23 protein-coding genes are annotated in these 23,308 nt (G+C 70.6%); 19 read left to right on the top strand and 4 right to left on the bottom strand.

Features of this window, described 5'->3' with window-relative positions; translation table 11 throughout:
- The first annotated feature begins 307 nt into the window (after nt 1-307).
- Entirely contained in the window at nt 308-1,372 is a 1,065-nt protein-coding gene (locus tag AB0I52_RS15075; RefSeq protein ID WP_363072577.1) for a hypothetical protein, read from the top strand.
- A 13-nt stretch (nt 1,373-1,385) separates the two neighbouring features.
- On the opposite strand, the gene AB0I52_RS15070 is transcribed toward AB0I52_RS15075, so the two are convergent.
- Both AB0I52_RS15070 and AB0I52_RS15065 read right to left on the bottom strand, forming a co-directional pair.
- Nucleotides 1,386-2,708, bottom strand: coding sequence for a D-arabinono-1,4-lactone oxidase (locus AB0I52_RS15070; RefSeq protein ID WP_363072575.1), 1,323 nt, complete (start codon nt 2,706-2,708; stop codon nt 1,386-1,388).
- Nucleotides 2,665-3,912 (bottom strand): MFS transporter, encoded by a 1,248-nt coding sequence (locus AB0I52_RS15065; protein WP_363072573.1) that lies wholly within the window; start codon nt 3,910-3,912, stop codon nt 2,665-2,667. The genes AB0I52_RS15070 and AB0I52_RS15065 overlap by 44 nt, the downstream gene beginning before the upstream one ends.
- A gap of 128 nt (nt 3,913-4,040) precedes the next feature.
- Here AB0I52_RS15065 and AB0I52_RS15060 point away from each other — a divergent pair, with 128 nt between their 5' ends.
- Together AB0I52_RS15060 and AB0I52_RS15055 are read left to right on the top strand one after the other, a co-directional pair.
- A complete protein-coding gene (locus AB0I52_RS15060; RefSeq protein ID WP_363072571.1) occupies nt 4,041-5,168 on the top strand; it encodes a ferrochelatase in 1,128 nt (375 codons plus the stop codon).
- Between the two features lie 46 nt (nt 5,169-5,214).
- Complete coding sequence (locus tag AB0I52_RS15055; protein WP_363072569.1) at nt 5,215-6,036, top strand: inositol monophosphatase family protein; 822 nt, start codon at nt 5,215-5,217, stop codon at nt 6,034-6,036.
- Nucleotides 6,037-6,121: 85 nt separating this feature from the next.
- Here AB0I52_RS15055 and AB0I52_RS15050 read toward each other — a convergent pair whose 3' ends face one another.
- Complete coding sequence (locus tag AB0I52_RS15050; protein WP_362966737.1) at nt 6,122-6,295, bottom strand: hypothetical protein; 174 nt, start codon at nt 6,293-6,295, stop codon at nt 6,122-6,124.
- A 395-nt stretch (nt 6,296-6,690) separates the two neighbouring features.
- On the opposite strand from AB0I52_RS15050, the gene AB0I52_RS15045 reads away from it, so the two are divergent.
- From AB0I52_RS15045 to AB0I52_RS15030, 4 genes are all read left to right on the top strand, one after another.
- Nucleotides 6,691-7,344 carry a response regulator transcription factor gene (locus tag AB0I52_RS15045; protein WP_024490544.1) on the top strand — a complete coding sequence of 218 codons (654 nt, stop codon included), beginning with the start codon at nt 6,691-6,693 and terminating at the stop codon, nt 7,342-7,344.
- Nucleotides 7,344-8,585, top strand: coding sequence for a HAMP domain-containing sensor histidine kinase (locus tag AB0I52_RS15040; protein ID WP_363072567.1), 1,242 nt, complete (start codon nt 7,344-7,346; stop codon nt 8,583-8,585). Before AB0I52_RS15045 ends, AB0I52_RS15040 begins: the two co-directional genes overlap by 1 nt.
- Before the next feature lie 404 nt (nt 8,586-8,989).
- Nucleotides 8,990-9,286: a DUF4193 domain-containing protein gene (locus tag AB0I52_RS15035; protein WP_003965732.1), complete on the top strand. Its 297-nt coding sequence runs from the start codon at nt 8,990-8,992 to the stop codon at nt 9,284-9,286.
- 13 nt (nt 9,287-9,299) lie between these two features.
- Complete coding sequence (locus AB0I52_RS15030) at nt 9,300-10,268, top strand: hypothetical protein (RefSeq protein WP_363072565.1); 969 nt, start codon at nt 9,300-9,302, stop codon at nt 10,266-10,268.
- Nucleotides 10,269-10,289: 21 nt separating this feature from the next.
- On the opposite strand, the gene AB0I52_RS15025 is transcribed toward AB0I52_RS15030, so the two are convergent.
- A complete protein-coding gene (locus tag AB0I52_RS15025) occupies nt 10,290-10,748 on the bottom strand; it encodes a DUF3093 domain-containing protein (protein WP_363072563.1) in 459 nt (152 codons plus the stop codon).
- Between the two features lie 58 nt (nt 10,749-10,806).
- Here AB0I52_RS15025 and AB0I52_RS15020 point away from each other — a divergent pair, with 58 nt between their 5' ends.
- The 12 genes from AB0I52_RS15020 to AB0I52_RS14965 all read left to right on the top strand — a co-directional run bounded on the left by AB0I52_RS15020 (nt 10,807) and on the right by AB0I52_RS14965 (nt 23,182).
- Nucleotides 10,807-11,391, top strand: a complete 585-nt coding sequence (locus tag AB0I52_RS15020; protein ID WP_363072561.1) for a PaaI family thioesterase — start codon at nt 10,807-10,809, stop codon at nt 11,389-11,391.
- A complete protein-coding gene (gene dut / locus AB0I52_RS15015) occupies nt 11,391-11,924 on the top strand; it encodes a dUTP diphosphatase (RefSeq protein ID WP_123462922.1) in 534 nt (177 codons plus the stop codon). The genes AB0I52_RS15020 and dut overlap by 1 nt, the downstream gene beginning before the upstream one ends.
- A 1-nt stretch (nt 11,925) precedes the next feature.
- Nucleotides 11,926-12,699: a DUF3710 domain-containing protein gene (locus AB0I52_RS15010; protein ID WP_363072558.1), complete on the top strand. Its 774-nt coding sequence runs from the start codon at nt 11,926-11,928 to the stop codon at nt 12,697-12,699.
- 336 nt (nt 12,700-13,035) lie between these two features.
- Complete coding sequence (kdpF, locus tag AB0I52_RS15005; protein ID WP_037777601.1) at nt 13,036-13,125, top strand: K(+)-transporting ATPase subunit F; 90 nt, start codon at nt 13,036-13,038, stop codon at nt 13,123-13,125.
- A 7-nt stretch (nt 13,126-13,132) separates the two neighbouring features.
- On the top strand, nt 13,133-14,797 hold the full coding sequence (kdpA, locus tag AB0I52_RS15000; protein WP_363072556.1) for a potassium-transporting ATPase subunit KdpA: 1,665 nt from the start codon (nt 13,133-13,135) through the stop codon (nt 14,795-14,797).
- Nucleotides 14,794-16,920 carry a potassium-transporting ATPase subunit KdpB gene (gene kdpB, locus AB0I52_RS14995; protein WP_363072554.1) on the top strand — a complete coding sequence of 709 codons (2,127 nt, stop codon included), beginning with the start codon at nt 14,794-14,796 and terminating at the stop codon, nt 16,918-16,920. The genes kdpA and kdpB overlap by 4 nt, the downstream gene beginning before the upstream one ends.
- 6 nt (nt 16,921-16,926) lie before the next feature.
- The gene (locus AB0I52_RS14990; RefSeq protein ID WP_363072552.1) at nt 16,927-17,604 is read left to right on the top strand and encodes a potassium-transporting ATPase subunit C; all 678 of its coding nucleotides are present in this window, start codon (nt 16,927-16,929) and stop codon (nt 17,602-17,604) included.
- Nucleotides 17,605-17,715: 111 nt separating this feature from the next.
- Nucleotides 17,716-18,453: an ABC transporter ATP-binding protein gene (locus AB0I52_RS14985; protein WP_363072550.1), complete on the top strand. Its 738-nt coding sequence runs from the start codon at nt 17,716-17,718 to the stop codon at nt 18,451-18,453.
- Nucleotides 18,454-18,624: 171 nt separating this feature from the next.
- Nucleotides 18,625-21,168 (top strand): sensor histidine kinase KdpD, encoded by a 2,544-nt coding sequence (locus tag AB0I52_RS14980; RefSeq protein ID WP_363072548.1) that lies wholly within the window; start codon nt 18,625-18,627, stop codon nt 21,166-21,168.
- A 50-nt stretch (nt 21,169-21,218) separates the two neighbouring features.
- Nucleotides 21,219-21,911: a response regulator gene (locus AB0I52_RS14975; RefSeq protein ID WP_363072546.1), complete on the top strand. Its 693-nt coding sequence runs from the start codon at nt 21,219-21,221 to the stop codon at nt 21,909-21,911.
- 86 nt (nt 21,912-21,997) lie between these two features.
- Nucleotides 21,998-22,414 carry an OB-fold nucleic acid binding domain-containing protein gene (locus AB0I52_RS14970; RefSeq protein WP_363072544.1) on the top strand — a complete coding sequence of 139 codons (417 nt, stop codon included), beginning with the start codon at nt 21,998-22,000 and terminating at the stop codon, nt 22,412-22,414.
- Between the two features lie 3 nt (nt 22,415-22,417).
- Nucleotides 22,418-23,182 carry a DUF3159 domain-containing protein gene (locus tag AB0I52_RS14965; protein WP_363072542.1) on the top strand — a complete coding sequence of 255 codons (765 nt, stop codon included), beginning with the start codon at nt 22,418-22,420 and terminating at the stop codon, nt 23,180-23,182.
- Nucleotides 23,183-23,308 lie beyond the last annotated feature (126 nt).

Below are 23,308 nucleotides of genomic sequence, written 5' to 3'. Positions count from 1 at the left end.
GCCGGCCCCCGTGCGATGCCGTGGCGCCGCCGGATCGAGTGCCTCCTTCGGCCCCCTCCCGAAGGTTGCGGACTTCCACGCGGGAGTCCGGCCCCAGGGCTCGCCACAGTACTCCATTCGGACCATGTGGGTGGGCCGCCGCGCCGCCGAAGTTCTCGTCAGGCGCGGGAGTCGAGTCACCCGGCTGGAGGCGGGGTGTTCCCCTCGCGTGTCCTGCTTCACACAATCACCGTAAGCGGAACTATCGGCTTCGCTCAAATGTCCCTTCTTGTTACATGGTGGGAGCGATGTCAATCAAGGGCTGGAAATGGTGCAGAAGCCGGAAAGTGACATAGAACCCAGAGAAAGGCGGATCGATCTCAGCCTGCCCCAGGTCGCGGGCAGTGCGGTCGCGGCGGTCGCGGCGGCGGTGGCGGCCTCGCAACTGGGCGTGTACGGAACGATTCTCGGCGCCGGGGTGATGAGCATCGTGGCCACCTGCGGCGGCTCGGTCTTCCAGCACTTCTTCCGTCGTACGGGTGAGCAGATCCGCGAGGTCACGGTCCAGGTGAAGCACCCGGACCGCGAGGTGACCGTGCACACGCGCCAGACACGTGATGCCGGGGACGCGGACGGGACGTGGGGGACCCCCGAGACACGGGTCGCCCTCCGGGAGGCCGACGGCTCCGCCGACACGGCCGCGGTACCGCGGGCGGTGGACGCCACGACGGTCCTGCGCCGGGTGGACGGGGCGACCACGCCCAAGGACGCGGACGCCACCACCGTCCTGCGCCGGGCGAGCGGCGACCCGGACCGTACGCAGCTGATCAAGGCGCTCGACGGAACCCGGCCGCTCGCGACGGCCCCCGGGGCCGGGGACGACGCGTTCTCGGAGGCGACCACACACGGCACCCGGATCCGCGGCTGGAAACGCTCGGCGCTCGGGGCCGCGGTGGTGTTCGCGGTCTCGATGGCCGGGATCACCACGTTCGAACTGGTCTCGGGAAACGGCCTGAGCGGCGGCCGGGGAACGACCGTGGGCTCCGTCGTACGCGGCGAGCGCGGAACGTCTCCGGCCGACCCCACGCCGTCCGGCAGCGCCGACCCGGGCCAGGACCGGCCGACCCCGGGCCAGGGCGGCAGCTCGGATCCCGGCACCGACCCGGGGCAGGGCGGACAGAACCGGAGCCCGGAGACGGACCGGGGCGACGGCTCCACGACGGACCCGACGCCCAGCCCCACCCCCACCCCGTCGGGCTCCGCGGGCGACGGCTCCGTCGCCCCGCCTCCGCCCACCCCCGGCGACGGCGGCAGCACCGCCCCCGACCCGACGGGCACGGGCAGCGCGCCGGCGCAGGAGAACGCACCGGTCGGCACGGACAGCGGCCAGTGAGCGGGCGCGGTGATCAGTCGCCCAGGACCCGGCGCAGGTAGTCGTTGGCGAAGCGGCGGTCCGGGTCCAGCCGGTCCCGGACCGCGGCGAACTCGCCGAACCGCGGATACACCCCGGCGAGGTACCCGGAATCGCGGGTGTTGACCTTGCCCCAGTGGGGGCGGCCGCCGTGGGCGGTCATGATCCGCTCCACCGCCGTGAAGTACGCCTGGTAGGGCGTGCCCCGGTACAGGTGGACGGCGATGTACGCGGTCTCCCGGCCCGAGGCCGTGGAGAGCGCTATGTCGTCGGCGGGGGCGGTACGCACCTCCACCGGGAAGCTGATCCGCAGCGGGGAGCGCTCGACCATCGCCCTGACCTCGCGCAGCGCCTCCACGGCCGCCTCGCGCGGCAGGGCGTACTCCATCTCCACGAACCGCACCCGGCGCGGGCTGGTGAAGACCTTGTACGGGATGTCGGTGTACGTGCGCGCCGACAGGGCGCGGCTGGAGAGCTTGGCGATCGAGGGGATCGTGGCGGGTACCGCCCGGCCGAGCGAGCAGGCCGCCTGGAAGATCCCGTTGGAGAGGAGCTCGTCCTCGATCCAGCCGCTGACCCTTCCGGGCGGAGCGGCGGGGCCCGCGCTGCGGTTGTTGCGCTTGGTGTTGCAGTTGCCGGTGTGCGGGAACCAGTAGAACTCGAAGTGTTCGTTCTCGGCCACCAGCTGATCGAAGTCGGCCGTGACCTTGTCGAAGGTCATCGGTTCCTCGCGGGCGGTCAGCAGGAACAACGGCTCCACGGCGAAGGTGATCGCCGTGATGACGCCCAGGGCGCCGAGCCCGATCCGGGCGACGGCGAAGACGTCCGGGTTCTCGGTCTCCGAGCAGGTCAGCACCGTGCCGTCCGCCGTGACCAGCTCCAGGGCGCGTATCTGCGCGGATATCGACGCCGAGTCGCGGCCGGTGCCGTGGGTGCCGGTGGAGGTGGCCCCGGCGACCGTCTGATCCATGATGTCGCCCATGTTGGTGAGCGAGAGGCCCTCGCGGGCCAGCGCGGTGTTGAGCCGCTTCAGCGGCGTGCCCGCCTCGACGGTCACCGTCATCGCCGCACGGTCGACCTCCCGGATGCCGGTGAGCAGATCGGGGCGTATCAGCAGCCCGTCGGTGGCCGCGGTCGCGGTGAACGAGTGGCCGGTGCCCACCGCCTTCACCTTCAGGCCGTCATCGGACGCCCTGCGCAGCTCCTCGGCCAGCTCGTCCACGGAGGCGGGTGACACGGTCCGTACCGGACGGGCGGTGACGTTCCCCGCCCAGTTACGCCACGCGCTCGTCGTCGTCCGTGCGTAGGTGTCGGTCATCTTCCCCGCGCCCTTCCGTAGGAACCGGCCCACTGAGCCGGCGGTACCCCAGGAACGCCACCGCGGCCGCGAGCGCTCCCGCCACGGCGGGCACCGCGTACCCCGCCTTCGCCCCGGACGCGTCGACCACCCAGCCGGCGGCCGAGGAGCCGAGCGCCACACCCACGGCGAGCCCGGTGCTGGTCCAGGTCATGCCCTCGGTCAGTCTGGTGCGCGGTACGTGCTGTTCGACGAGAGCCATCGTGGTGACCATCGTCGGTGCGATGGCGAGGCCCGCGACAAAGAGCGCCACGGCCAGGAACGGCAGGCTCCCGGCCAGTTGGAGGGGGATCATACTCACGGCCATCGCGCACACTCCCACCAGCCACCGGCCGGACGGCCTGCCCTTCAGGTGCAGCAGGCCGAAGACGGCCCCGGCGAGGCAGGAGCCCAGCGCGTACACGGCCAGCACGAGACTCGCCGCGGCCTTGTGGCCCTGCTCCTCGGCGAAGGCCACCGTCACCACGTCGACCGCCCCGAAGATCGCCCCGGTCGCCACGAAGGTCACCACGAGCACCTGGAGACCGCGGGAGGCCAGCGCGGAGCCGTCGGTGTGCCGCGCGTGCGGGTGCGGCACCGGCTCGGTGGCCCGCTGAGCGGTCAGCCAGAAGACGCCGACCAGCAGGAAGCCCGCGGCCAGCAACGGGCCCGCCTCGGGGAACCAGGCGGTGGAGAGCCCGATCGAGATGATCGGACCGAAGATGAAGCACACCTCGTCGACGATCGACTCCCACGCGTACGCGGTGTGGAGCTCGCGCGCCGAGCCCCGGTAGATCTCCGCCCAGCGGGCCCGGACCATCGAACCGACGCTGGGGACGCAGCCGGCTCCGGCCGCGAACACGAACAGCGTCCAGTCCGCCAGCCCCTGCTGCGCGCAGACCAGCAGACCGGCCACGGCCGCCAGGGCGACGAGGGTCACCGGGCGCAGCACCCGGCGCTGCCCGTACCGGTCGACCAGCCTGGATATCCGCGGCCCCACCACCGCCGCGGCCATCGCCAGCGTCGCCGAGAGTGCGCCCGCCAGCCCGTACCGGCCGGTCAGCTGGGAAACCATGGTCACCACGCCGATGCCCATCATGGACAGCGGCATCCGGCCGAAGAAGCCGGCCGAGGAGAACCCCTTGGAGCCGGGGGCGGCGAAGATCGCGCGATAGGGACTGGGCAAGGGGTACTCCGGTACGGCGCGGTCACACGCGGTGTCAGGGGTGAACGTGGCCGACACAGCTTACGGGTGGGGTGCTGGGGCGGATGTCGGTGGAAGCGGCGCCGGGGGCGGGTGGCAGGATCGATGTCATGTCCGATCTGCGTGAGCCCGCCCCCTACGACGCCCTGCTGCTGCTCTCCTTCGGAGGCCCCGAAGGTCCGGACGACGTGGTTCCGTTCCTGGCGAACGTGACCCGCGGCCGGGGTATCCCCGAGGAGCGGCTGAAAGAGGTCGGCAAGCACTACTTCCTGTTCGGCGGCGTCAGCCCGATCAACGGCCAGAACAGGGCCCTGCTCGACGCCCTGCGCAAGGACTTCGCTGAGCACGGACTCGATCTGCCGGTGTACTGGGGCAACCGCAACTGGGCGCCCTACCTGACCGACACCCTGCGCGAGATGGCCGGGGACGGACACCGTCGCATCGCCGTCCTGGCGACCAGCGCCTACGCGTCCTACTCCGGCTGTCGGCAGTACCGCGAGAACCTCGCCGAGTCACTGGCCGTCCTGGAGGCCGAAGGGCTGCCGGTGCCGCGCGTCGACAAGCTGCGGCACTACTTCAACCACCCCGGCTTCGTCGAGCCGATGGTCGACGGCGTCCTCGCCTCCCTGGCCGGCCTTCCCGAGGACGTGCGGGCCGGCGCACACCTCGCCTTCACCACGCACTCCATCCCCACCTCGGCGGCCGACGTCTCCGGCCCGCCGGAGGCGCACGGCGACGGCGGTGCGTACGTCGCCGAGCACCTCGACGTGGCACGGGTGATCGTCGAGGCCGTCCGCGAGCGGACGGGTGTCGAGTACCCGTGGCAGCTCGTCTACCAGTCGCGCAGCGGCGCCCCGCACATTCCGTGGCTCGAACCCGACATCTGCGATCACCTGGAGCTGCTGCACGGCGACGGCGTTCCCGCCGTGGTGATGGCACCCATCGGCTTCGTCTCGGACCACATGGAGGTCCTGTACGACCTCGACACCGAGGCCAACGCGAAGGCCGCCGAGCTCGGCCTGCCGGTGCGCCGGTCCGCGACCGTCGGCGCCGACCCGCGGTTCGCCGCGGCGGTGCGTGACCTCGTGCTGGAGCGCGCCGCCGCCGAACAGGGCCGCGGCCGGGAGCGGTGTGCCCTCGGGGCACTGGGAGCGAGCCACGACCTCTGCCCGGCCGGCTGCTGCCCGGCCCGTGTCCCGAGGCCGGCCGCCGCGGGCGCCGACAGCCCGTACGCGTGACGCCCCACCGACCCGACCCGCACCTCCTCATCCCCCTGGGAGCGCCGTGACCGACCCCCTGCTGTCCGAACTGCTGGACCTCGCCCTGGACGTCGCCCACCGGGCCGGCGCGCTGCTGCGCGACGGCCGGCCCGCCGACCTGGGGGTGGCCGCGACCAAGTCCAGCCCGGTGGACGTCGTCACCGAGATGGACATCGCCGCCGAGAAACTGATCACCGGCTTCCTGTCCGAACGCCGCCCCCAGGACGGCTTCCTCGGGGAGGAGGGCGCCAGCTCCGAGGGCAGCAGCGGCATCCGCTGGGTGATCGACCCGCTCGACGGCACCGTGAACTACCTGTACGGGCTGCCTACCTGGGCCGTCTCCATCGCCGCCGAACGGGACGGTGAGCGGGTCGTGGGCGTGGTGGAGGCCCCGATGCGCCGGGAGACGTACCACGCGGTACTCGGCGGCGGTGCGTACGCGAAGGGCGGTGCCTTCGGGGACGGCGGGGCCGCCCTGCGCTGCCGGCCCGCCCCGCCGCTCGACCAGGCGCTCGTGTCGACCGGCTTCAACTACGTCGCCGACGTCCGCGCGCACCAGGCCGACGTGGCGCGCGTGCTGATCCCGCGGCTGCGGGACATCCGGCGCGGCGGCTCCGCCGCCATCGACCTCTGCGACGTCGCCGCGGGCCGCCTCGACGGCTACTACGAGCGCGGCCTGCACCCGTGGGACCTCGCGGCCGGTGACCTCATCGCACGGGAGGCCGGCGCGCTCACCGGCGGGCGGCCGGGAACGCCCGCCGACGGAGACCTGTCGGTCGCCGCGTCACCGGGCGTCTTCGAGCCGCTGAGCTCCCTGCTGGAGGAACTGGGCGCCTGGCACGACTGAGCCCCTGTGCGGGCCGTGGGCGGCGTCGCGACGAAGAAGGCCCCGCATGTGCCGCTACGGCACCGCGGGGCCTTCTCGTGACGGCTCAGACGCTTGTGGCGCCGATGTGGACTCCGTGCTCGGCCGCGAGGCGGTGCAGATCCTCCAGCTCGCTCTGCTCGACGTCCGCAAGGAAGTCGTCACCCGTCTCGCGGGCCTTCGTGAGGTCGGACTCGGTGGTCTTGATGCGTTGCAGCAGACCTGCGGTGAAAGCGTCCATGAGGCGCCCCCTCATCGTGGGTCGGTGGCACGGGGGTGTGCCCGGGATTCCCTCCGCCGAGGCGGTAGGGCGGGTGATCACGCATCCTCCGGGGGAACGGAGGGGGCCAGTGGCACGCCACATACGAGACGTGATCGCGGGTGTGAATTCGTCCTCCCCAGCCCGGCCCTCAGAGAAACCTCAACTGGCCCGGAAAACCGCCGCATTCCGGGAAGCCGCAGGTCGGGCCGCGCCGTCTTACCGCCGGTTTATACGCGTTACGGGCAGGATGGAGGCGCACAGACCGTGCCCGGACACGGCCCGGATCATGGGCCACCGGCCTGATCCGGACGTTCCGCCGGTCCGTCGCGGACGTTGTGCAGCTCTGTTGTGGAAGTTCTAAGGAAGGAAGCGCCGTGCGCGTACTCGTCGTGGAGGACGAGCAGCTGCTCGCCGATGCGGTGGCCACCGGATTGCGCCGGGAGGCCATGGCCGTCGATGTCGTGTACGACGGTGCAGCGGCACTGGAGCGCATCGAGGTCAACGACTACGACGTCGTGGTGCTGGACCGGGACCTCCCCCTGGTGCACGGCGACGACGTCTGCCGCAGGATCGTCGAGCTGGGCATGCCGACCAGGGTGCTCATGCTCACCGCCTCCGGAGACGTCAGCGACCGGGTGGAGGGACTGGAGCTCGGAGCCGACGACTATCTGCCCAAACCCTTCGCCTTCAGTGAGCTGACCGCGCGGGTACGGGCCCTCGGGCGCCGTACGACCGTCGCCCTGCCGCCGGTCCTGGAGCGTGCCGGGATCAAGCTCGACCCGAACCGCCGCGAGGTCTTCCGGGGCGAGCAGGAGGTCCAGCTCGCGCCCAAGGAGTTCGCGGTGCTGGAGGTCCTGATGCGCAGCGAGGGCGCTGTGGTCTCGGCCGAGCAGCTCCTGGAGAAGGCCTGGGACGAGAACACCGACCCGTTCACCAACGTCGTCCGGGTGACCGTCATGACCCTGCGGCGCAAGCTCGGTGAGCCGCCGGTCATCGTCACCGTGCCCGGCTCCGGCTACCGGATCTGATGCCGGTGCCCACTGTCCCGCCGCCCGCGACGGCGCCCCCCAAACCCACGTGGGAGCCCAAACAGCAGGAGCCCCCGTACCCCTGGCTGCGTCCGACGATCCGGATACGCCTCACCCTGCTGTACGGCGGCATGTTCCTGATCGCCGGCATCCTGCTGCTGTCGATCATCTACATGCTGGCCGCTCAGGCCCTGCACGTGGGCAGTGAGCTGCCGTTCAAGATCGTCGACGGCCATGTGTCCAGCAACGTCTGCAACCTGCTGGGGGAGGGGAGCTCACCGAACTCCGTCAACGCGGCGATGAACTCCTGCGTCAACCACCAGCGTCAACAGGCGCTGGACACCCTCCTCAACCGGTCCCTGCTGGCCCTCGTGGGCCTGAGCATCATCGCTTTCGCCTTCGGTTACGCGATGGCGGGACGGGTGCTCTCGCCGCTGGGCCGGATCACCCGCATCGCCCGTCGGGTGGCCGGCACGGATCTGTCCAGGCGCATCGAGCTGGACGGTCCGGACGACGAGTTCAAGGAGCTCGCCGACACCTTCGACGACATGCTGGACCGGCTGGAGCGGGCCTTCACCGCGCAGCAGCGGTTCGTCGGGAACGCGTCGCACGAGCTGCGCACGCCCCTGGCGATCAACCGCACGCTGCTGGAGGTCCACCTCTCCGACCCGCAGGCACCCCCGGAGCTCAAGCAGCTCGGCAAGACGCTGCTGGCCACCAACGAACGCAGTGAGCAGCTGGTCGAGGGCCTGCTGCTGCTCGCCCGCAGTGACAACCAGATCGTCGAGCGCAAACCCGTCGACCTCGCCGAGGTCGCCTCGCGTGCCCTCGACCAGACACGGGGCGAGGCCGAGGCCAAGAACGTGGAGATGCGCGCCGAGCTGGCCCCGGCCGTGGTCCAGGGCAACGGCGTGCTGCTGGAGCGGATCGCGCTGAACCTCGTACAGAACGCGGTGCGCTACAACGTCCCGGACAGCGGCTGGGTCGAGGTCACCACCGAGCTCCTGCCGGGCCAGGCCCTGCTCGTCGTCTCGAACACGGGTCCAGTGGTGCCCGCCTACGAGATCGACAACCTCTTCGAGCCCTTCAGACGGCTGCGTACGGAGCGGACGGGCAGCGACAAGGGGGTGGGGCTCGGCCTGTCGATCGCGCGGTCCGTCGCGCGCGCTCACGGAGGCCGTATCATCGCGGAGCCCCGCGAGGGCGGTGGTCTTGTGATGCGCGTCTCACTGCCTGTCTGACAGGCCGGACGAAGCGATTCGCACTCGGTTTATTTTGTTCGCTTTGAGCGGAATTTTCGGGACCCGATCCCGGGGGGTCCGTGTGTGATCGATCACAGGAGCGAATTTCCGGCCATCCACGCTCCGTGACCAGGGCCCCCATCGGAAATCCGGTAAAAGTCGGGGTTTTCGGGGGCCATTATCACGGGAAGTACACGGGGTGGTGCCTGTGAAGGGCGCCGCCGGGACCGTGTACGGTCCCCATCGCCACCCAAGCCGATCACTCTCGAGCGGTCCTTTTGGGTGTCGATTGAGTAACAGACCTTGATGTGAGGCAAAATCTCCGCCTCGGGTCGGGCACAAGTCCGGCCTCTCACGCGTTACGTGCGCTGAGACACCGCAGACACCCAGAGGGGGAGAGCGACATGGCAACGGATTACGACACCCCACGAAAGACCGACGACGACGTCGATCAGGACAGCCTTGAAGAGCTCAAGGCTCGTCGGAGCGACAAGACGGCCTCGGCCGTCGATGTCGACGAGTTCGACGCGGCAGAAGGACTGGAGCTGCCCGGCGCAGACCTGTCCAACGAAGAGCTGGCCGTAAGGGTCCTGCCGAAGCAGGCCGACGAATTCACGTGCATGAGCTGTTTCCTCGTGCACCACCGCAGTCAGCTGGCCCGCGAGAAGAACGGCCAGCCGATCTGCCGCGACTGCGACTGAGGTCCGGTCGGCCGTGGCAGGGGACACACCGTTCCGGAAGCGGCGCCCCCGGCGTGGCAGTAAGGCGTCGGAGGCGCATCAGGGCGGTACAGGCCCGGCAGAGGGCGTAGCAGCGCCTGCCGAGCCGTCCGCCCTGCCACCCTCGCCGGGCGGACAGGACGAGCGAGGCCGGCCGGCCTCGCTCGAAGCAGCCGGAGCAGCTGCAGAAGTCGACACGGCCGACAGGGCCGAACAGGTCGACAGGACGGAGCCCGTGACCGGGGCAGGCCGTCTGAATTCAGTGAAACGGGGCGTACGCAAGGGCGGGGAGAGCGCGAGGTCGGCGATCGGTCATATCGCCGACCTGATCATCGATATCGCTCCCCGCGTCCCTGTGCGCGATCTCGCCACCCTGCGCAAGCAGTTCCCGGACCTAGGGCCCGAGGAACTGGCCGACCGGCTCATCGCGGGCGCGGGCAAGGCCACCGCCACCGTCGGCGCCGGAATCGGCGCGGCGGCCATGATGCCCGTACCGCCCGCCATGCTCGCCGAGCTGGCCGCGGAGATCACCGGTGTGGCCGCGATCGAGATGAAGCTCGTCGCCGAGCTGCACGAGGTGTACGGACTCCGTCCGCCCGGCGGCATCGGACAGCGCTCCACCGCCTACCTCACCTCCTGGACCGAGGAGCGAGGCATCGACGGCATGCGCCCTGTGACGGTCAATGCCGCGCTCGGCGGCCAGATGAAGCGCGAGCTGCGCCAGCAGATCATGAAGCGCACCGTGCGCGATCTGCCGAACCTGATTCCGTTCATGATCGGCGCCGCGGTCGGCGCGATGATGAACCGCCGCGAGACCAGAAGACTTGCCGAACGGGTCAGGAAGGATCTGCGCAAGCGGCAGATCCCCTGGGACCGGCTGCCGGAGCTGCCGCCGCTGGAACGGCCCGCGCTCCCGTACGAAGCCTTTCCCGGGTCTTCGGAGGACCAGCCCCCGAAGGACTAGAGCCCTTCCCCCGGGCTCGCTCTAGGCCCGCACCGCCGCCTTCAGTGCCGCCACCAGGGCCTTCGGCTCGCGCGTCGACAGAAAGACGTACGGAGTCGGGTCCTGCGGATCGGTGATCTTCACCCGCACCGCCGTCGGGATATAGCTGCGCAGCAGCATGAACGCCCGGGTGTCCGCCTTGTACGAGCGCCAGGCGCGCGCCTCCTCGGCCTCCAGCACCTCTGCCTCACCGAGCGCCGAGACCGGGATCCGCGCGTCACCCGCCACGAGCGCGTCACCCACCACCCGGATCCGGGCGGAGCCGTACGAGCTCACCACCACCGCCGACGCGGCCGTGCCGCCCACCAGGCCGGCGAGCAGCGGCAGGGTACCCAGTGGCAGCAGCATCAGCGCGCACGCGATGCCGAAGAGGAAGCAGATCACCCACCATGAACGGGGTGCGGTGAGGCGTTCGTCGAATGGCGGGGCGGAAGGCTGCATGCGCACAAGCTTGGCACGGCGCGACCAGCGGGTACCCGCGCGGGTAAGGTCTGCGGCTGTGAGTGGAACATCTGCGGCTATGAAGCCCCCGGCCGACGCGGTGAAACCGGTCCGGCACCCCGACGCGCCGCCCCCCGGTGAACTGCTCGGCGCGCACTACGAACACTGTTTCGGCTGCGGCGGAGGACAGCCGCACGGGCTGCACCTCCAGGCGCGGGCCGGCGAGGGTGTCGAGGTGACCGCCGAATTCACCGTGCAGGCCGCCCACCAGGGTGCCCCTGGCCTGGCGCACGGCGGGGTACTGGCCACCGCGCTCGACGAGACGCTCGGCTCGCTGAACTGGCTGCTGCGGGTGATCGCGGTGACCGGACGGCTGGAGACCGACTTCGTCCGCCCCGTGCCGGTCGACACGGTGCTGTACCTCGACGCAGAGATCACCGCCGTGCACGGCCGGAAGATCTACTCCAGGGCCACCGGCCGGATCGGCGGCCCGGACGGGCCCGTGGCGGTCCGGGCCGAGGCCCTCTTCATCGAGGTCAAGGTCGACCACTTCATCGAGAACGGCCGCCCGGCCGAGATCCGCGCGGCGATGGCCGACCCCGACCAGGCCAAGCGCGCCCGCGCCTTCGAGGTGAACCCCTGATGCGCCATCCCGTGGACGTACTGATCCGCAGGACCGACCCCGACGTGCCGATCCCGGCGTACGGGCACCCCGGCGACGCCGGGGCCGATCTGGTGACCACCGAGGCCGCCGAGCTGGCACCGGGCGAGCGGGCCGTGCTGCCCACGGGGGTTTCGATCGCACTGCCGGACGGGTACGCCGCGTTCGTGCATCCCCGATCCGGCATCGCCGCGCGCTGTGGAGTCGCACTGGTGAATGCCCCGGGGACGGTTGATGCCGGGTACCGTGGAGAGATCAAGGTGATCGTCATCAATCTCGACCCGCGCGAGTCCGTGCGGTTCGAGCGGTTCGACCGGATTGCCCAACTGGTCGTGCAGCAGGTCGAGAAGGTGCGCTTCCACGAGGTGTCGGAGCTTCCCGGTTCGGCGCGGGCCGAGGGGGGCTTCGGGTCCACCGGCGGTCATGCCGCCGTTGATGTTGATGGCGTCCGGGGCGGGGTTCCCCAGGACGGGAACAGCTACGCTTCGGTCGAATCCGACCGGGAAGGACAGTGACGTGTTCGGACGTCGCAAGAACAGTGGTTCCGCCGAGGACACGGCGGACGAAGCGCGCGAGGCCGAGCAGGTCGTCGACGAGCTCGATGACGCCGATGCCGCCAAGGGCGGATCGCGTCGGACGAACCTTCCGCCGGCGCCGCGACCGGACGGGCCGTGGGACATCGAAGAGGTCTCCCAGCCCGGCGAGGGCCGCGTCGACCTGGGCGGCATCTTCGTACCCGGTGTCGAGGGCATGGAGCTGCGTGTCGAGGTCGCCGGTGACGCGATCGTCGCCGCCACCGTCGTGCTGCGCGACAGCGCGATCCAGCTGCAGGCCTTCGCCGCCCCCAAGAAGGAGGGCATCTGGGGCGAGGTCCGCGACGAGATCGCCTCCGGCATCACCCAGCAGGGCGGGATCATCGACGAGGTCGAGGGCCCGCTGGGCTGGGAGCTGCGCGCGCAGGTCCCCGTACAGCTTCCCGACGGGGCGAACGGCGTGCAGCTGGTCCGCTTCGTCGGCATCGACGGCCCGCGCTGGTTCCTGCGCGGTGTGATCTCCGGCCAGGGTGCCGTGCAGCCGGAGGCCGCCGGTCTGCTGGAGACGGTCTTCCGGGACACCGTGGTGGTCCGTGGCGACGGCCCGATGGCCCCGCGCGACCCGATCGTCCTCAAGCTCCCCAACGACGCCCAGATGGTGCCCGAGGGTGTTCAGCAGGAGGAGCAGGAGGGCTCGAAGTTCTCCGGTGGCATGGGCCAGCTCCAGCGGGGCCCCGAGATCACCGAGGTGCGCTGACCCCGCACCCGTAAGCACCGGCCGGTGGGCCGTACCCCTTCGCGGGGGTGCGGCCCACCGGCTTTTCCGTGTCCGCGGGGGCGTCACCCCGGACCGTGCGGACGGCAGCGCGTATGGGGCGCGTATCGGGCACGTACGGGCGCCGTCAAGGGCCGGCCCATTTCCGTATGGAAGCCATCAACGCAGGTCAAAGCGGTGTCTGCGGCAGGTTTGCTCATGAGGTCCGAGAAATCCGCACCTCATCCAGGAGCACCCGATGGCCGATATGGCCTTCGTCGCCACCACGATCGCGGTCTTCGCGCTGGTGGCACTCATCGCCAAGGGGGTGACGAAGCTGTGACCGCCGAAAACGTGGTGGGTCTCGTCGTGGCCGTCGCCCTGCTGGGCTATCTCGTCCTCGCCCTTCTGTACCCGGAGAGGTTCTGAGCCCGAAATGAGCCCCGTCTTCGCAGGTGTGCTCCAGTTGCTCGCGCTCGTCGTGGCGCTGGGTCTGGCGTACCGCCCGCTCGGCGACCACATGGCCCGTGTCTACACCTCGCCCCGGCATCTGCGGGCCGAGAAGTGGATATACCGGGCCATCGGCGCCGATCCGAACACGCAGATGCGCTGGCCCGCCTATCTCCGCGGTGTCCTGGCCTTCTCCGCCGTGAGCGTCCTCTTCCTGTATCTGCTGCAGCGGCTCCAGGGCTCGCTGCCCGGCTCCCTCGGCTTCGTCTCGATCGACCCCGACCAGGCGTTCAACACGGCGGCGTCGTTCGTCGCCAACACCAACTGGCAGTCGTACTCCGGCGAACAGGCCATGGGTCATGTCGTGCAGACCGGCGGCCTCGCGGTGCAGAACTTCGTCTCGTCCGCCGTCGGTATCGCCGTCGCGGTGGCGCTGGTCCGGGGCCTCGCCGCCACCCGTACCGGTGAACTCGGCAACTTCTGGACCGACCTGGTGCGCGGCACGGTACGGATCCTCCTTCCGATCTCGGTGATCGGCGCGCTCGTGCTGGTCGCCTGCGGGGCGATCCAGAACTTCTCCGGCATCCACTCCGTCGGCCAGTTCCTGGGCGGTTCGCAGCAGTGGAACGGCGGCGCGGTCGCCTCGCAGGAGGTCATCAAGGAGCTGGGCACCAACGGCGGCGGATACTTCAACGCCAACGCGGCCCACCCCTTCGAGAATCCCAACGGGCTCTCCAACCTCTTCGAGATCTTCCTGATCCTCGTCATCCCGTTCGCGCTGACCCGCACCTTCGGCCGGATGGTCGGCTCGCTCAGGCAGGGCTACGCCATCCTCGCCACCATGGGCGTCATCTGGCTCGGCTTCACCGCGCTGATGATGTGGACCGAATTCGCCCACCACGGGCCCGCGTTCGATATCGCGGGCGGGGCCATGGAGGGCAAGGAGAATCGTTTCGGTGTGGGCGGCTCGTCCCTCTTCGCCGTGGCCACCACGCTCACCTCGACCGGCGCGGTGAACTCCTTCCACTCCTCGTTCACCGGCTTCGGCGGCGGCATCACGATGCTCGGCATGCAGCTCGGCGAGATCGCGCCCGGCGGCACCGGCTCCGGTCTCTACGGGATGCTGATCATGGCGGTCATCGCGGTGTTCATCGCCGGCCTGATGGTCGGCCGCACGCCCGAGTACCTCGGCAAGAAGATCGGCACCCGCGAGATCAAGCTCGCGGCCTGCTACATCCTGATCACCCCGGCGCTGGTGCTCTGTTTCACCGGCGTCGCCATGGCCCTGCCCACCCCGGGCAACTCGATGACCAACTCCGGGGCGCACGGCTTCTCCGAGATCCTCTACGCCTACACCTCCGGCGCCAACAACAACGGTTCGGCCTTCGCCGGACTGGCCGCGGACACCCAGTGGTTCAACACCACGATCGGACTGGCGATGCTGCTGGGCCGGTTCCTGCCCATGGTGTTCGTCCTCGCCCTGGCGGGCTCGTTCGCCGGGCAGCGGCCCGTACCGGCGACCGTCGGCACCCTCGGCACGCACAAACCGCTCTTCAGCGGACTGCTGGTCGCCACCGTCATGATCATCGCCGGTCTGACCTACTTCCCGGCCCTGGCTCTGGGGCCGCTGGCCGAGGGGCTGGCGTCATGACCCTCCGTACGAAGCAAGAGGACGCGATGTCCACAGTCACACCGTCCCGCGCACCGCACCGGGACACCCCGTCCGGGCAGGGCCCCGAAGGACGCGTCGGCGCGGGTCTGTTCGACCCCAGGATGCTGATCGCCGCGTTCCCCGACGCGGTACGCAAACTCGATCCCCGGGTGATGATCAAGTCCCCGGTGATGTTCGTGGTGCTGACCGGCTCGGTGCTCACCACCGTGCTGGCGGCCCTGGACCCGGGGGACTGGTTCGGCTGGGCGATCACGGTCTGGCTCTGGCTGACCACCGTCTTCGCCAACCTGGCGGAGGCGGTCGCCGAAGGGCGCGGCAAGGCCCAGGCCGACACCCTGCGCCGGGCCAAGACGGACACCGTCGCCCGCCGGGTCATCGGCGGGAACGAGGAGCGGGTCCCGGGCACCGAACTGCGCATCGGTGATCTGGTGGTCTGCGAGGCCGACGACATCATTCCGGGCGACGGGGACGTCGTCGAGGGGGTGGCGAGTGTCGACGAATCCGCGATCACCGGCGAATCGGCGCCGGTCATCCGGGAGTCCGGCGGCGACCGCAGCGCCGTGACCGGTGGGACGAAGGTGCTCTCCGACCGCATCGTCATCAAGATCACCACCAAGCCCGGCGAGACCTTCATCGACCGGATGATCGCCCTCGTCGAGGGCGCGGCCCGGCAGAAGACGCCCAACGAGATCGCGCTGAACATCCTGCTCGCCTCGCTGACCGTCGTGTTCCTGCTGGCCGTGGTCACCCTCCAGCCGTTCGCCGTCTACGCCGGCAGCGAGCAGTCCATGATCGTGCTGGCCGCGCTGCTGGTCTGTCTGATCCCGACCACCATCGGCGCCCTGCTGTCCGCCATCGGCATCGCCGGCATGGACCGGCTGGTGCAGCGCAACGTGCTCGCCATGTCGGGGCGCGCCGTGGAGGCGGCGGGCGATGTGTCGACCCTGCTGCTGGACAAGACCGGCACGATCACCCTCGGCAACCGGCAGGCCGCGGCGCTCCTCCCGGTCGCGGGCGTGACGGAGGCCGAACTGGCGGACGCCGCCCAGCTCTCCTCGCTGGCCGACGAGACGCCCGAGGGGCGGTCCGTCGTCGTCCTGGCGAAGGAGGCGTACGGGCTCCGCGAGCGGCACCAGGGGGAACTGGCCACCGCGCAGTGGGTGGGCTTCACCGCCCGGACCCGGATGTCCGGGGTGGACGTCGGCGGACGCCGGATCCGCAAGGGAGCCACCGGTTCGGTCGCCGCATGGGTCCGGGAGCGCGGCGGCACGGTCCACCCCGACGTCGCCACGCTCACCGACCGGATCTCCCGCGAGGGCGGTACGCCGCTGCCGGTCGCGGTCGACGACGGGGACGGCGCCCGGGTCCTGGGTGTCATCCACCTCAAGGACGTCGTCAAGGAGGGCATGCGCGAGCGGTTCGGTGAACTGCGCCGGATGGGCATCCGCACCGTCATGATCACCGGCGACAACCCGCTGACCGCGAAGGCCATCGCCGAGGAGGCGGGGGTCGACGACTTCCTCGCCGAGGCCACGCCCGAGGACAAGATGGCCCTCATCAAGCGGGAGCAGGCCGGCGGCAAGCTCGTCGCGATGACCGGCGACGGAACGAACGACGCCCCGGCGCTGGCCCAGGCCGACGTCGGCGTGGCCATGAACACCGGAACCTCGGCCGCCAAGGAGGCCGGGAACATGGTGGACCTGGACTCCGACCCGACCAAGCTGATCGAGATCGTCGAGATCGGCAAACAGCTGCTGATCACCCGCGGCGCACTGACGACGTTCTCCATCGCCAACGACGTCGCGAAGTACTTCGCGATCATCCCCGCGATGTTCGCCGTGGTCTATCCGGGCCTGGACAAGCTCAACATCATGGACCTGTCCTCACCCCGGTCCGCGATCCTGTCCGCCGTGATCTTCAACGCGCTGATCATCGTCGCGCTGGTGCCGCTCGCGCTGAAGGGCGTGCGCTACCGGCCCGCGGGCGCCGATTCGATGCTCCGGCGCAACCTCGGGATCTACGGACTGGGCGGCCTGATCGCCCCGTTCATCGGCATCAAGATCATCGACCTGATCATCTCCCTCATCCCCGGAATCGGCTGACCTGCCATGAACAACTCCGTAGGAAACTCCGCCCGGCTTCTGTGGGCCGGACTCCGCGCCCTGCTCGTCCTCACCGCGGTCTGCGGCGTCCTCTACCCGCTCGCCGTCACCGGGATCGCCCAGGGCCTCATGCCCGGCCGGGCCAACGGCTCCGAGATCAGCTCCCAGGGCAAGGTCGTCGGCTCCGAACTCATCGGCCAGCGCTACGACCTGCCGCTCAAGAAGGGCCAGGAGACCCCCGACCCCGATCTCAAGTGGTTCCAGCCCCGCCCGTCCAACGGCCTCGGCAGCAACAGCGTCAACACCCAGTACTCGCTCCTCGTCTCCGGCGCGACCAACCGCTCCGGCGACAACAAGGACCTGATCGACTGGGTCACGGCCGCCAAGGCCGCGGTGGTGAAGGACAACTCCGTCCCCGGCCACCCCGTGCGCCCCGCGCAGGTGCCGGCCGACGCCGTCACCTCCTCCGGCTCCGGTCTCGACCCGGACATCTCCCCGGCGTACGCGCAGCTCCAGGTCCGCCGGGTCGCCGAGCGCAACCACCTGGACGCGGGGCAGGTGGCGAAGCTGGTGGAGCGGCACACCGACGGCCGGATCCTCGGATTCGCGGGTGAGCCGCGGGTCAACGTCCTCGGGCTGAACGTCGCGCTGCGGCAGCTCGTGAGCGATACCGCGGGACGCTGACGCGCACGCGATGCCCGGGACCGGCCGCCGCGGCCGGCCCCGGGCATTGCCCGTTACCGGGCCTCATGGACATACTGGCGGCCGACGGACCGAGGACGTACGGGGAGCGACATGACCGACAGCACCACCGCGGCGGGCACCGGCGGGGAGAGCGGCACCGCAGTCGCCGAGAGGCCCATGGTCCGGATCGAGGACCTGCACCGCTCCTACGGCTCCGGCGCCGCGGCCGTGCACGCGCTGCGCGGGGTGTCCTTCGAGATACCGCGCGGCGAGCTCGTCGCGCTCAAGGGGCGCTCCGGCTCCGGCAAGACCACCCTGCTGAACCTCGTCGGGGGACTCGACAGCCCCGACCGCGGCCGGATCACCGTGGACGGCACCGACCTCTCCACGCTCGGCGAGAACGGACTGCTGGAACTGCGCCGCGACCGGATCGGCTTCATCTTCCAGTCCTTCGGCCTGATCCCGATCCTGACCGCGGCGGAGAACGTCGGCGTACCGATGCGGCTGCGCAAGGCCGACCCCCGCGAGCGTGAGGAGCGGGTGTCCCTGCTGCTCTCCCTGGTCGGCCTCGCCGACCACGCGGCCCAGCGCCCCGGCGAGCTCTCCGGCGGCCAGCAGCAGCGGGTGGCGATCGCCCGCGCGCTCGCCAACCGGCCCGCCCTGCTGATCGCCGACGAGCCGACCGGACAGCTCGACGCGGAGACCGGCCTCGCGGTGATGGAACTGCTGCGCGCGGTCGTGCACAGCGAGGGCGTCACCGCGCTCGTCGCCACCCACGACGCCCAGCTGCTCGGCCTCGCCGACCGGGTCCTCGAACTCAGTGACGGGCACATCGTCGAGCACGTGTAGGCGAGCCGGCCGGGCGTATCTCCGGCCCGGGGGAGGCCCGGCCCAGGCATCAGAATTACGTCAATACGCTCCGCTCCGGCACCCTCCGCCCGATATGCCGGAAATTCAGGGGGTAGCTTCGACAGTAGCTGCCGCATCGGCCGCAGCCGCTTTCGGGAAGACAATGGGGCCATGGCGCGCGGCAAACTTCGGATCTACCTCGGTGCGGCACCCGGCGTCGGCAAGACGTACGCCATGCTCTCCGAGGCGCACCGCCGCGTGGAGCGGGGCACCGACTGCGTCGTCGGCTTCGTCGAGCACCACGACCGCCCGCGCACCGAGGTCATGCTGCACGGCCTCGAACGGACCCGGCGCCGCGAGATCGAGTACCGCACCGCGGTCTTCACCGAGATGGACGTCGACGCCGTCCTGGAGCGCGCCCCGGCCGTCGCCCTGGTGGACGAACTGGCGCACACCAATGTGCCCGGCTCCCGCAACGCCAAGCGCTGGCAGGACGTCGAGGAGCTCCTCCAGGCCGGCATCGACGTGGTCTCCACCGTCAACATCCAGCACCTGGAGTCCCTCGGCGACGTCGTCGAGTCGATAACCGGCGTACGCCAGCGCGAGACCGTGCCCGACGAGGTGGTCCGCCGCGCCGACCAGCTCGAACTTGTCGACATGTCGCCGCAGGCGCTGCGTCGGCGGATGGCCCACGGCAACATCTACAAGCCGGACCGGATCGACGCCTCGCTCTCCAACTACTTCCGCCCCGGCAACCTCACCGCCCTGCGCGAGCTGGCCCTCCTCTGGGTGGCCGACCGGGTCGACGAATACCTCCAGCAGTACCGCGGCGAGCACAACATCCGCACCACCTGGCAGGCCCGCGAACGCATAGTCGTCGGACTCACCGGCGGCCCCGAGGGCCGCACCCTCATCCGCCGGGCCTCCCGGATGGCGGCCAAGGGCTCCGGCAGCGAGATCCTCGCCGTCTACATCGCCCGCAGCGACGGACTGACCTCGGCCTCACCGAAGGAACTCACCGTCCAGCGCACCCTCGTCGAGGACCTCGGGGGCACCTTCCACCACGTCATCGGCGACGACATACCCTCGGCGCTCCTCGAATTCGCCCGCGGTGTCAACGCCACCCAGATCGTCCTCGGCTCCAGCCGCCGCAAGGCCTGGCAGTACATCTACGGCCCCGGCGTCGGCGCCACCGTCGCCCGTGAGTCCGGCACCGACCTCGACGTCCACATCGTCACCCACGACGAGGTCGCCAAGGGCAGGGGCCTGCCCATCGCCCGCGGCGCCCGGCTCGGCCGGGCCCGCATCATCTGGGGCTGGATCGTCGGCGTGGGTGGCCCGGTCCTCCTCTCGCTGCTCCTCAAGGGCCTGGAGAACGGTCCGGGGCTCGCCAACGACGTCCTGCTGTTCCTCTTCATGACCGTCGCCGCCGCCCTGCTCGGCGGGCTGCGGCCCGCCCTCGCCTCGGCCGCGGCGGGCTCGCTGCTGCTGAACTACTGGTTCACCCCGCCCACCCACACCCTGACCGTCCAGGACCCCGAGAACTTCGTCGCCATCGTGATCTTCTTCGCGGTGGCGGTCTCGGTCGCCTCCGTCGTCGACCTGGCGGCCCGCCGAACCCACCAGGCCGCCAGACTGCGCGCCGAGTCCGAGATCCTGTCCTTCCTGGCCGGCAGCGTGCTGCGCGGCGAGACCACCCTGGCCGCGCTGCTCGACCGGGTCCGCGAGACCTTCGGCATGGAGTCCGTCGCGCTGCTGGAGCGGCAGAGCGACGTCGACCCGTGGACGTGCGCGGGGAGCGTCGGCCCCGGGCCCGTCGCCCGCCCCGAGGACGCCGATGTGGACATGCCCGTCGGCGACCACATGGCCCTCGCGCTCTCCGGCCGGGTGCTGCCCGCCGAGGACCGCCGGGTGCTCGGCGCGTTCGCCGCCCAGGCCGCCGTCGTACTGGACCGCCAGCGCCTCGTAGGCGAGGCGGAGGAGGCCCGCCGGCTCGCCGAGGGCAACCGGATCAGGACCGCGCTGCTGGCCGCCGTCAGCCACGACCTGCGGACCCCGCTCGCCGCCATCAAGGCCGCGGTCAGTTCCCTGCGCTCCGACGACGTCGCCTGGTCCGACGACGACGAGGCCGAACTCCTGGAAGGCATCGAGAACGGCGCGGACCGCCTCGACCACCTGGTGGGCAACCTCCTCGACATGTCCCGGCTCCAGACCGGCACCGTCACCCCGCTGATCCGCGAGATAGACCTCGACGAGGTCGTGCCCATGGCCCTGGGCGGCGTGCCCGAGGACAGCGTCGACCTCGACATCCCCGAGACGCTGCCGATGGTCGCCGTCGATCCCGGACTGCTGGAGCGGGCCGTCGCCAACATCGTCGAGAACGCCGTCAAGTACAGCCCCGACGGCGACCGCGTCACAGTGGCCGCCAGCGCACTGGGCGCCCGCGTCGAGCTACGGGTGGCCGACCGCGGCCGCGGTGTCCCCGACGACGGCAAGGAACGCATCTTCGAACCCTTCCAGCGCTACGGCGACGCCCCGCGCGGCGCCGGGGTCGGCCTGGGTCTCGCGGTGGCCCGCGGTTTCGTGGAATCCATGGGTGGCACGCTGGACGCCGAGGACACCCCGGGCGGCGGCCTCACCATGGTCCTGACCCTCAGGGCGGCATCGGGACACGTCCCGGTCAGCCCCGACCTGCCCGCGCGGGTCACCTCATGATCCGCGGAGAGCTCCGCGGACCCGATGTACAGCAGAAAGGCAGGACCGCGATGACCCGGGTGCTTGTGGTCGACGACGAGCCGCAGATCGTACGCGCCCTCGTGATCAACCTGAAGGCGCGCAAGTACGAGGTGGACGCCGCGCCCGACGGGGCGACCGCCCTCCAGCTCGCCGCCGCCCGCCACCCCGACGTCGTCGTCCTGGACCTCGGGCTGCCCGACATGGACGGCGTCGAGGTGATCAGGGGGCTGCGCGGCTGGACCCGGGTGCCGATCCTGGTGCTCTCGGCCCGCCACACCTCCGACGAGAAGGTCGAGGCGCTGGACGCGGGCGCCGACGACTACGTCACCAAGCCGTTCGGCATGGACGAGCTGCTGGCCCGGTTGCGCGCCTCGGTGCGCCGCGCCGAACCCGTCGGCCAGGACGGCGGCGACCAGGTCGTGATCGTCGAGACCACGGGCTTCACCGTCGACCTGGCCGCCAAGAAGGTCCAGCGCGAGGGACGGGACGTGAGGCTCACCCCCACCGAGTGGCACCTGCTGGAGGTCCTGGTCCGCAACAGCGGCCGGCTGGTCAGCCAGAAGCAGCTGCTCCAGGAGGTCTGGGGGCCGTCGTACGGCACCGAGACCAACTATCTGCGGGTCTACATGGCCCAGCTGCGGCGCAAGCTGGAGGCCGACCCCGCGCACCCCCGGCACTTCGTCACCGAACCGGGGATGGGATACCGCTTCGAGCGCGCCTGACGGACGCCGGCCGGCTCTCCCCAGAACCCGTTCGAGTGAGACGGCGGTCATCCTCCCGGACCCCCGGGGACCGGTACGCTTCGGTTATGAGTGCTGTTCCTCGATTCGAGAAGGCCGGGAAGGCCGAGCGGCCGTCCGGGCGCTTCCGGCGGATGCTCGACCGGCTCTCCAGCTCCCAGGAGGACCTGGAGCGCGAGGAGCTGGCGGAGGACTCGCATGCCTCGGGGTGCACCCGGATCTCGGAGTGCAGCGACCGCCAGATCGTGAAGGTCACTGGTACCTTGCGGACGGTCACCCTGCGACCGCGCGCCGGAGTGCCCGCCCTTGAGGCGGAGCTCTTCGACGGCACCGCTCCGCTGGACGTGGTCTGGCTCGGCCGCCGCTCGATCGTGGGCATCGAACCGGGCCGCAAGCTCATCGCCTCGGGCCGGATCTCCATGAGTCACGGGCGCCGGGTGCTGTTCAACCCCAAATACGAACTCCGACCGCTCGGCAAGGAGTAGCCGGTGACGTCTCTTGACAAGCCGACGTCCGACACGGACCCCACCACCCGCACCGACCAGCAGGAGGCCGACGCGAAAGCGGTCACCGAGGCCGCGCTCTTCGAGGCCTTCGGTGGCATCCGGGGCATGGTGGAGACAGTCCTGCCGGGACTGCTCTTCGTCACGATCTTCACCATCGACAAGAACCTCACGTACTCGGCCGTCGCGGCCGTGGCGGTGTCGCTGGTGCTCGTGGCCGTCCGGCTGATCCGCAGGGACACCGTCAAGCACGCCTTCAGCGGTGTCTTCGGTGTGGCCTTCGGCGTCGTCTTCGCGAAGATGACCGGCAACGCCAAGGACTTCTATCTGCCGGGCATGGTCTACACGCTCGGACTGGCCCTCGCCTACCTGGTGACCACCGTGGCGGGACTGCCGCTGATCGGCCTGATCCTGGGCCCGGTCTTCAAGGAGAACCTCTCCTGGCGCACCAGGAACCCCGGCCGCAAGAAGGCCTACGCCAAGGCCAGCTACGCCTGGGGACTGGTCCTGCTCGCCAAGTGCGCGATCCTCTTCCCGCTGTACTGGTGGGGCGACACCACCCAGTTCGGCTGGGTCCTGGTGGCGCTGAAGATCCCGCCGTTCCTGCTCGCGGTCTACCTCACCTGGGTCTTCCTCGCCAAGGCGCCGCCGCCCATCGACGTCTTCGCCGAGATGGAGGCCGAGGAGCAGGCGGAGAAGGCCCGCAAGGCGGCGGCCACGGAAGCGACGGCCCGCAGCCAGGAGTTCTGAGGTCCGCACACGGAACAGGGAAGGGGCCCCGGGCGCCTCGGCACGACCGGCAGCGGCCTCCAAGAACTGCTCTTCGGCTCGGCTCCTTCCGACGACGCCGCGCTCGTCCTTCTGGCAGACCAACTC

It is taken from the genome of Streptomyces sp. NPDC050423 (assembly GCF_040655445.1).
In the GTDB taxonomy this organism is placed as follows: domain Bacteria; phylum Actinomycetota; class Actinomycetes; order Streptomycetales; family Streptomycetaceae; genus Streptomyces.
Note: the sequence above shows the minus strand (reverse complement) of the source record. Positions and strands in the feature narration are given on the sequence as shown.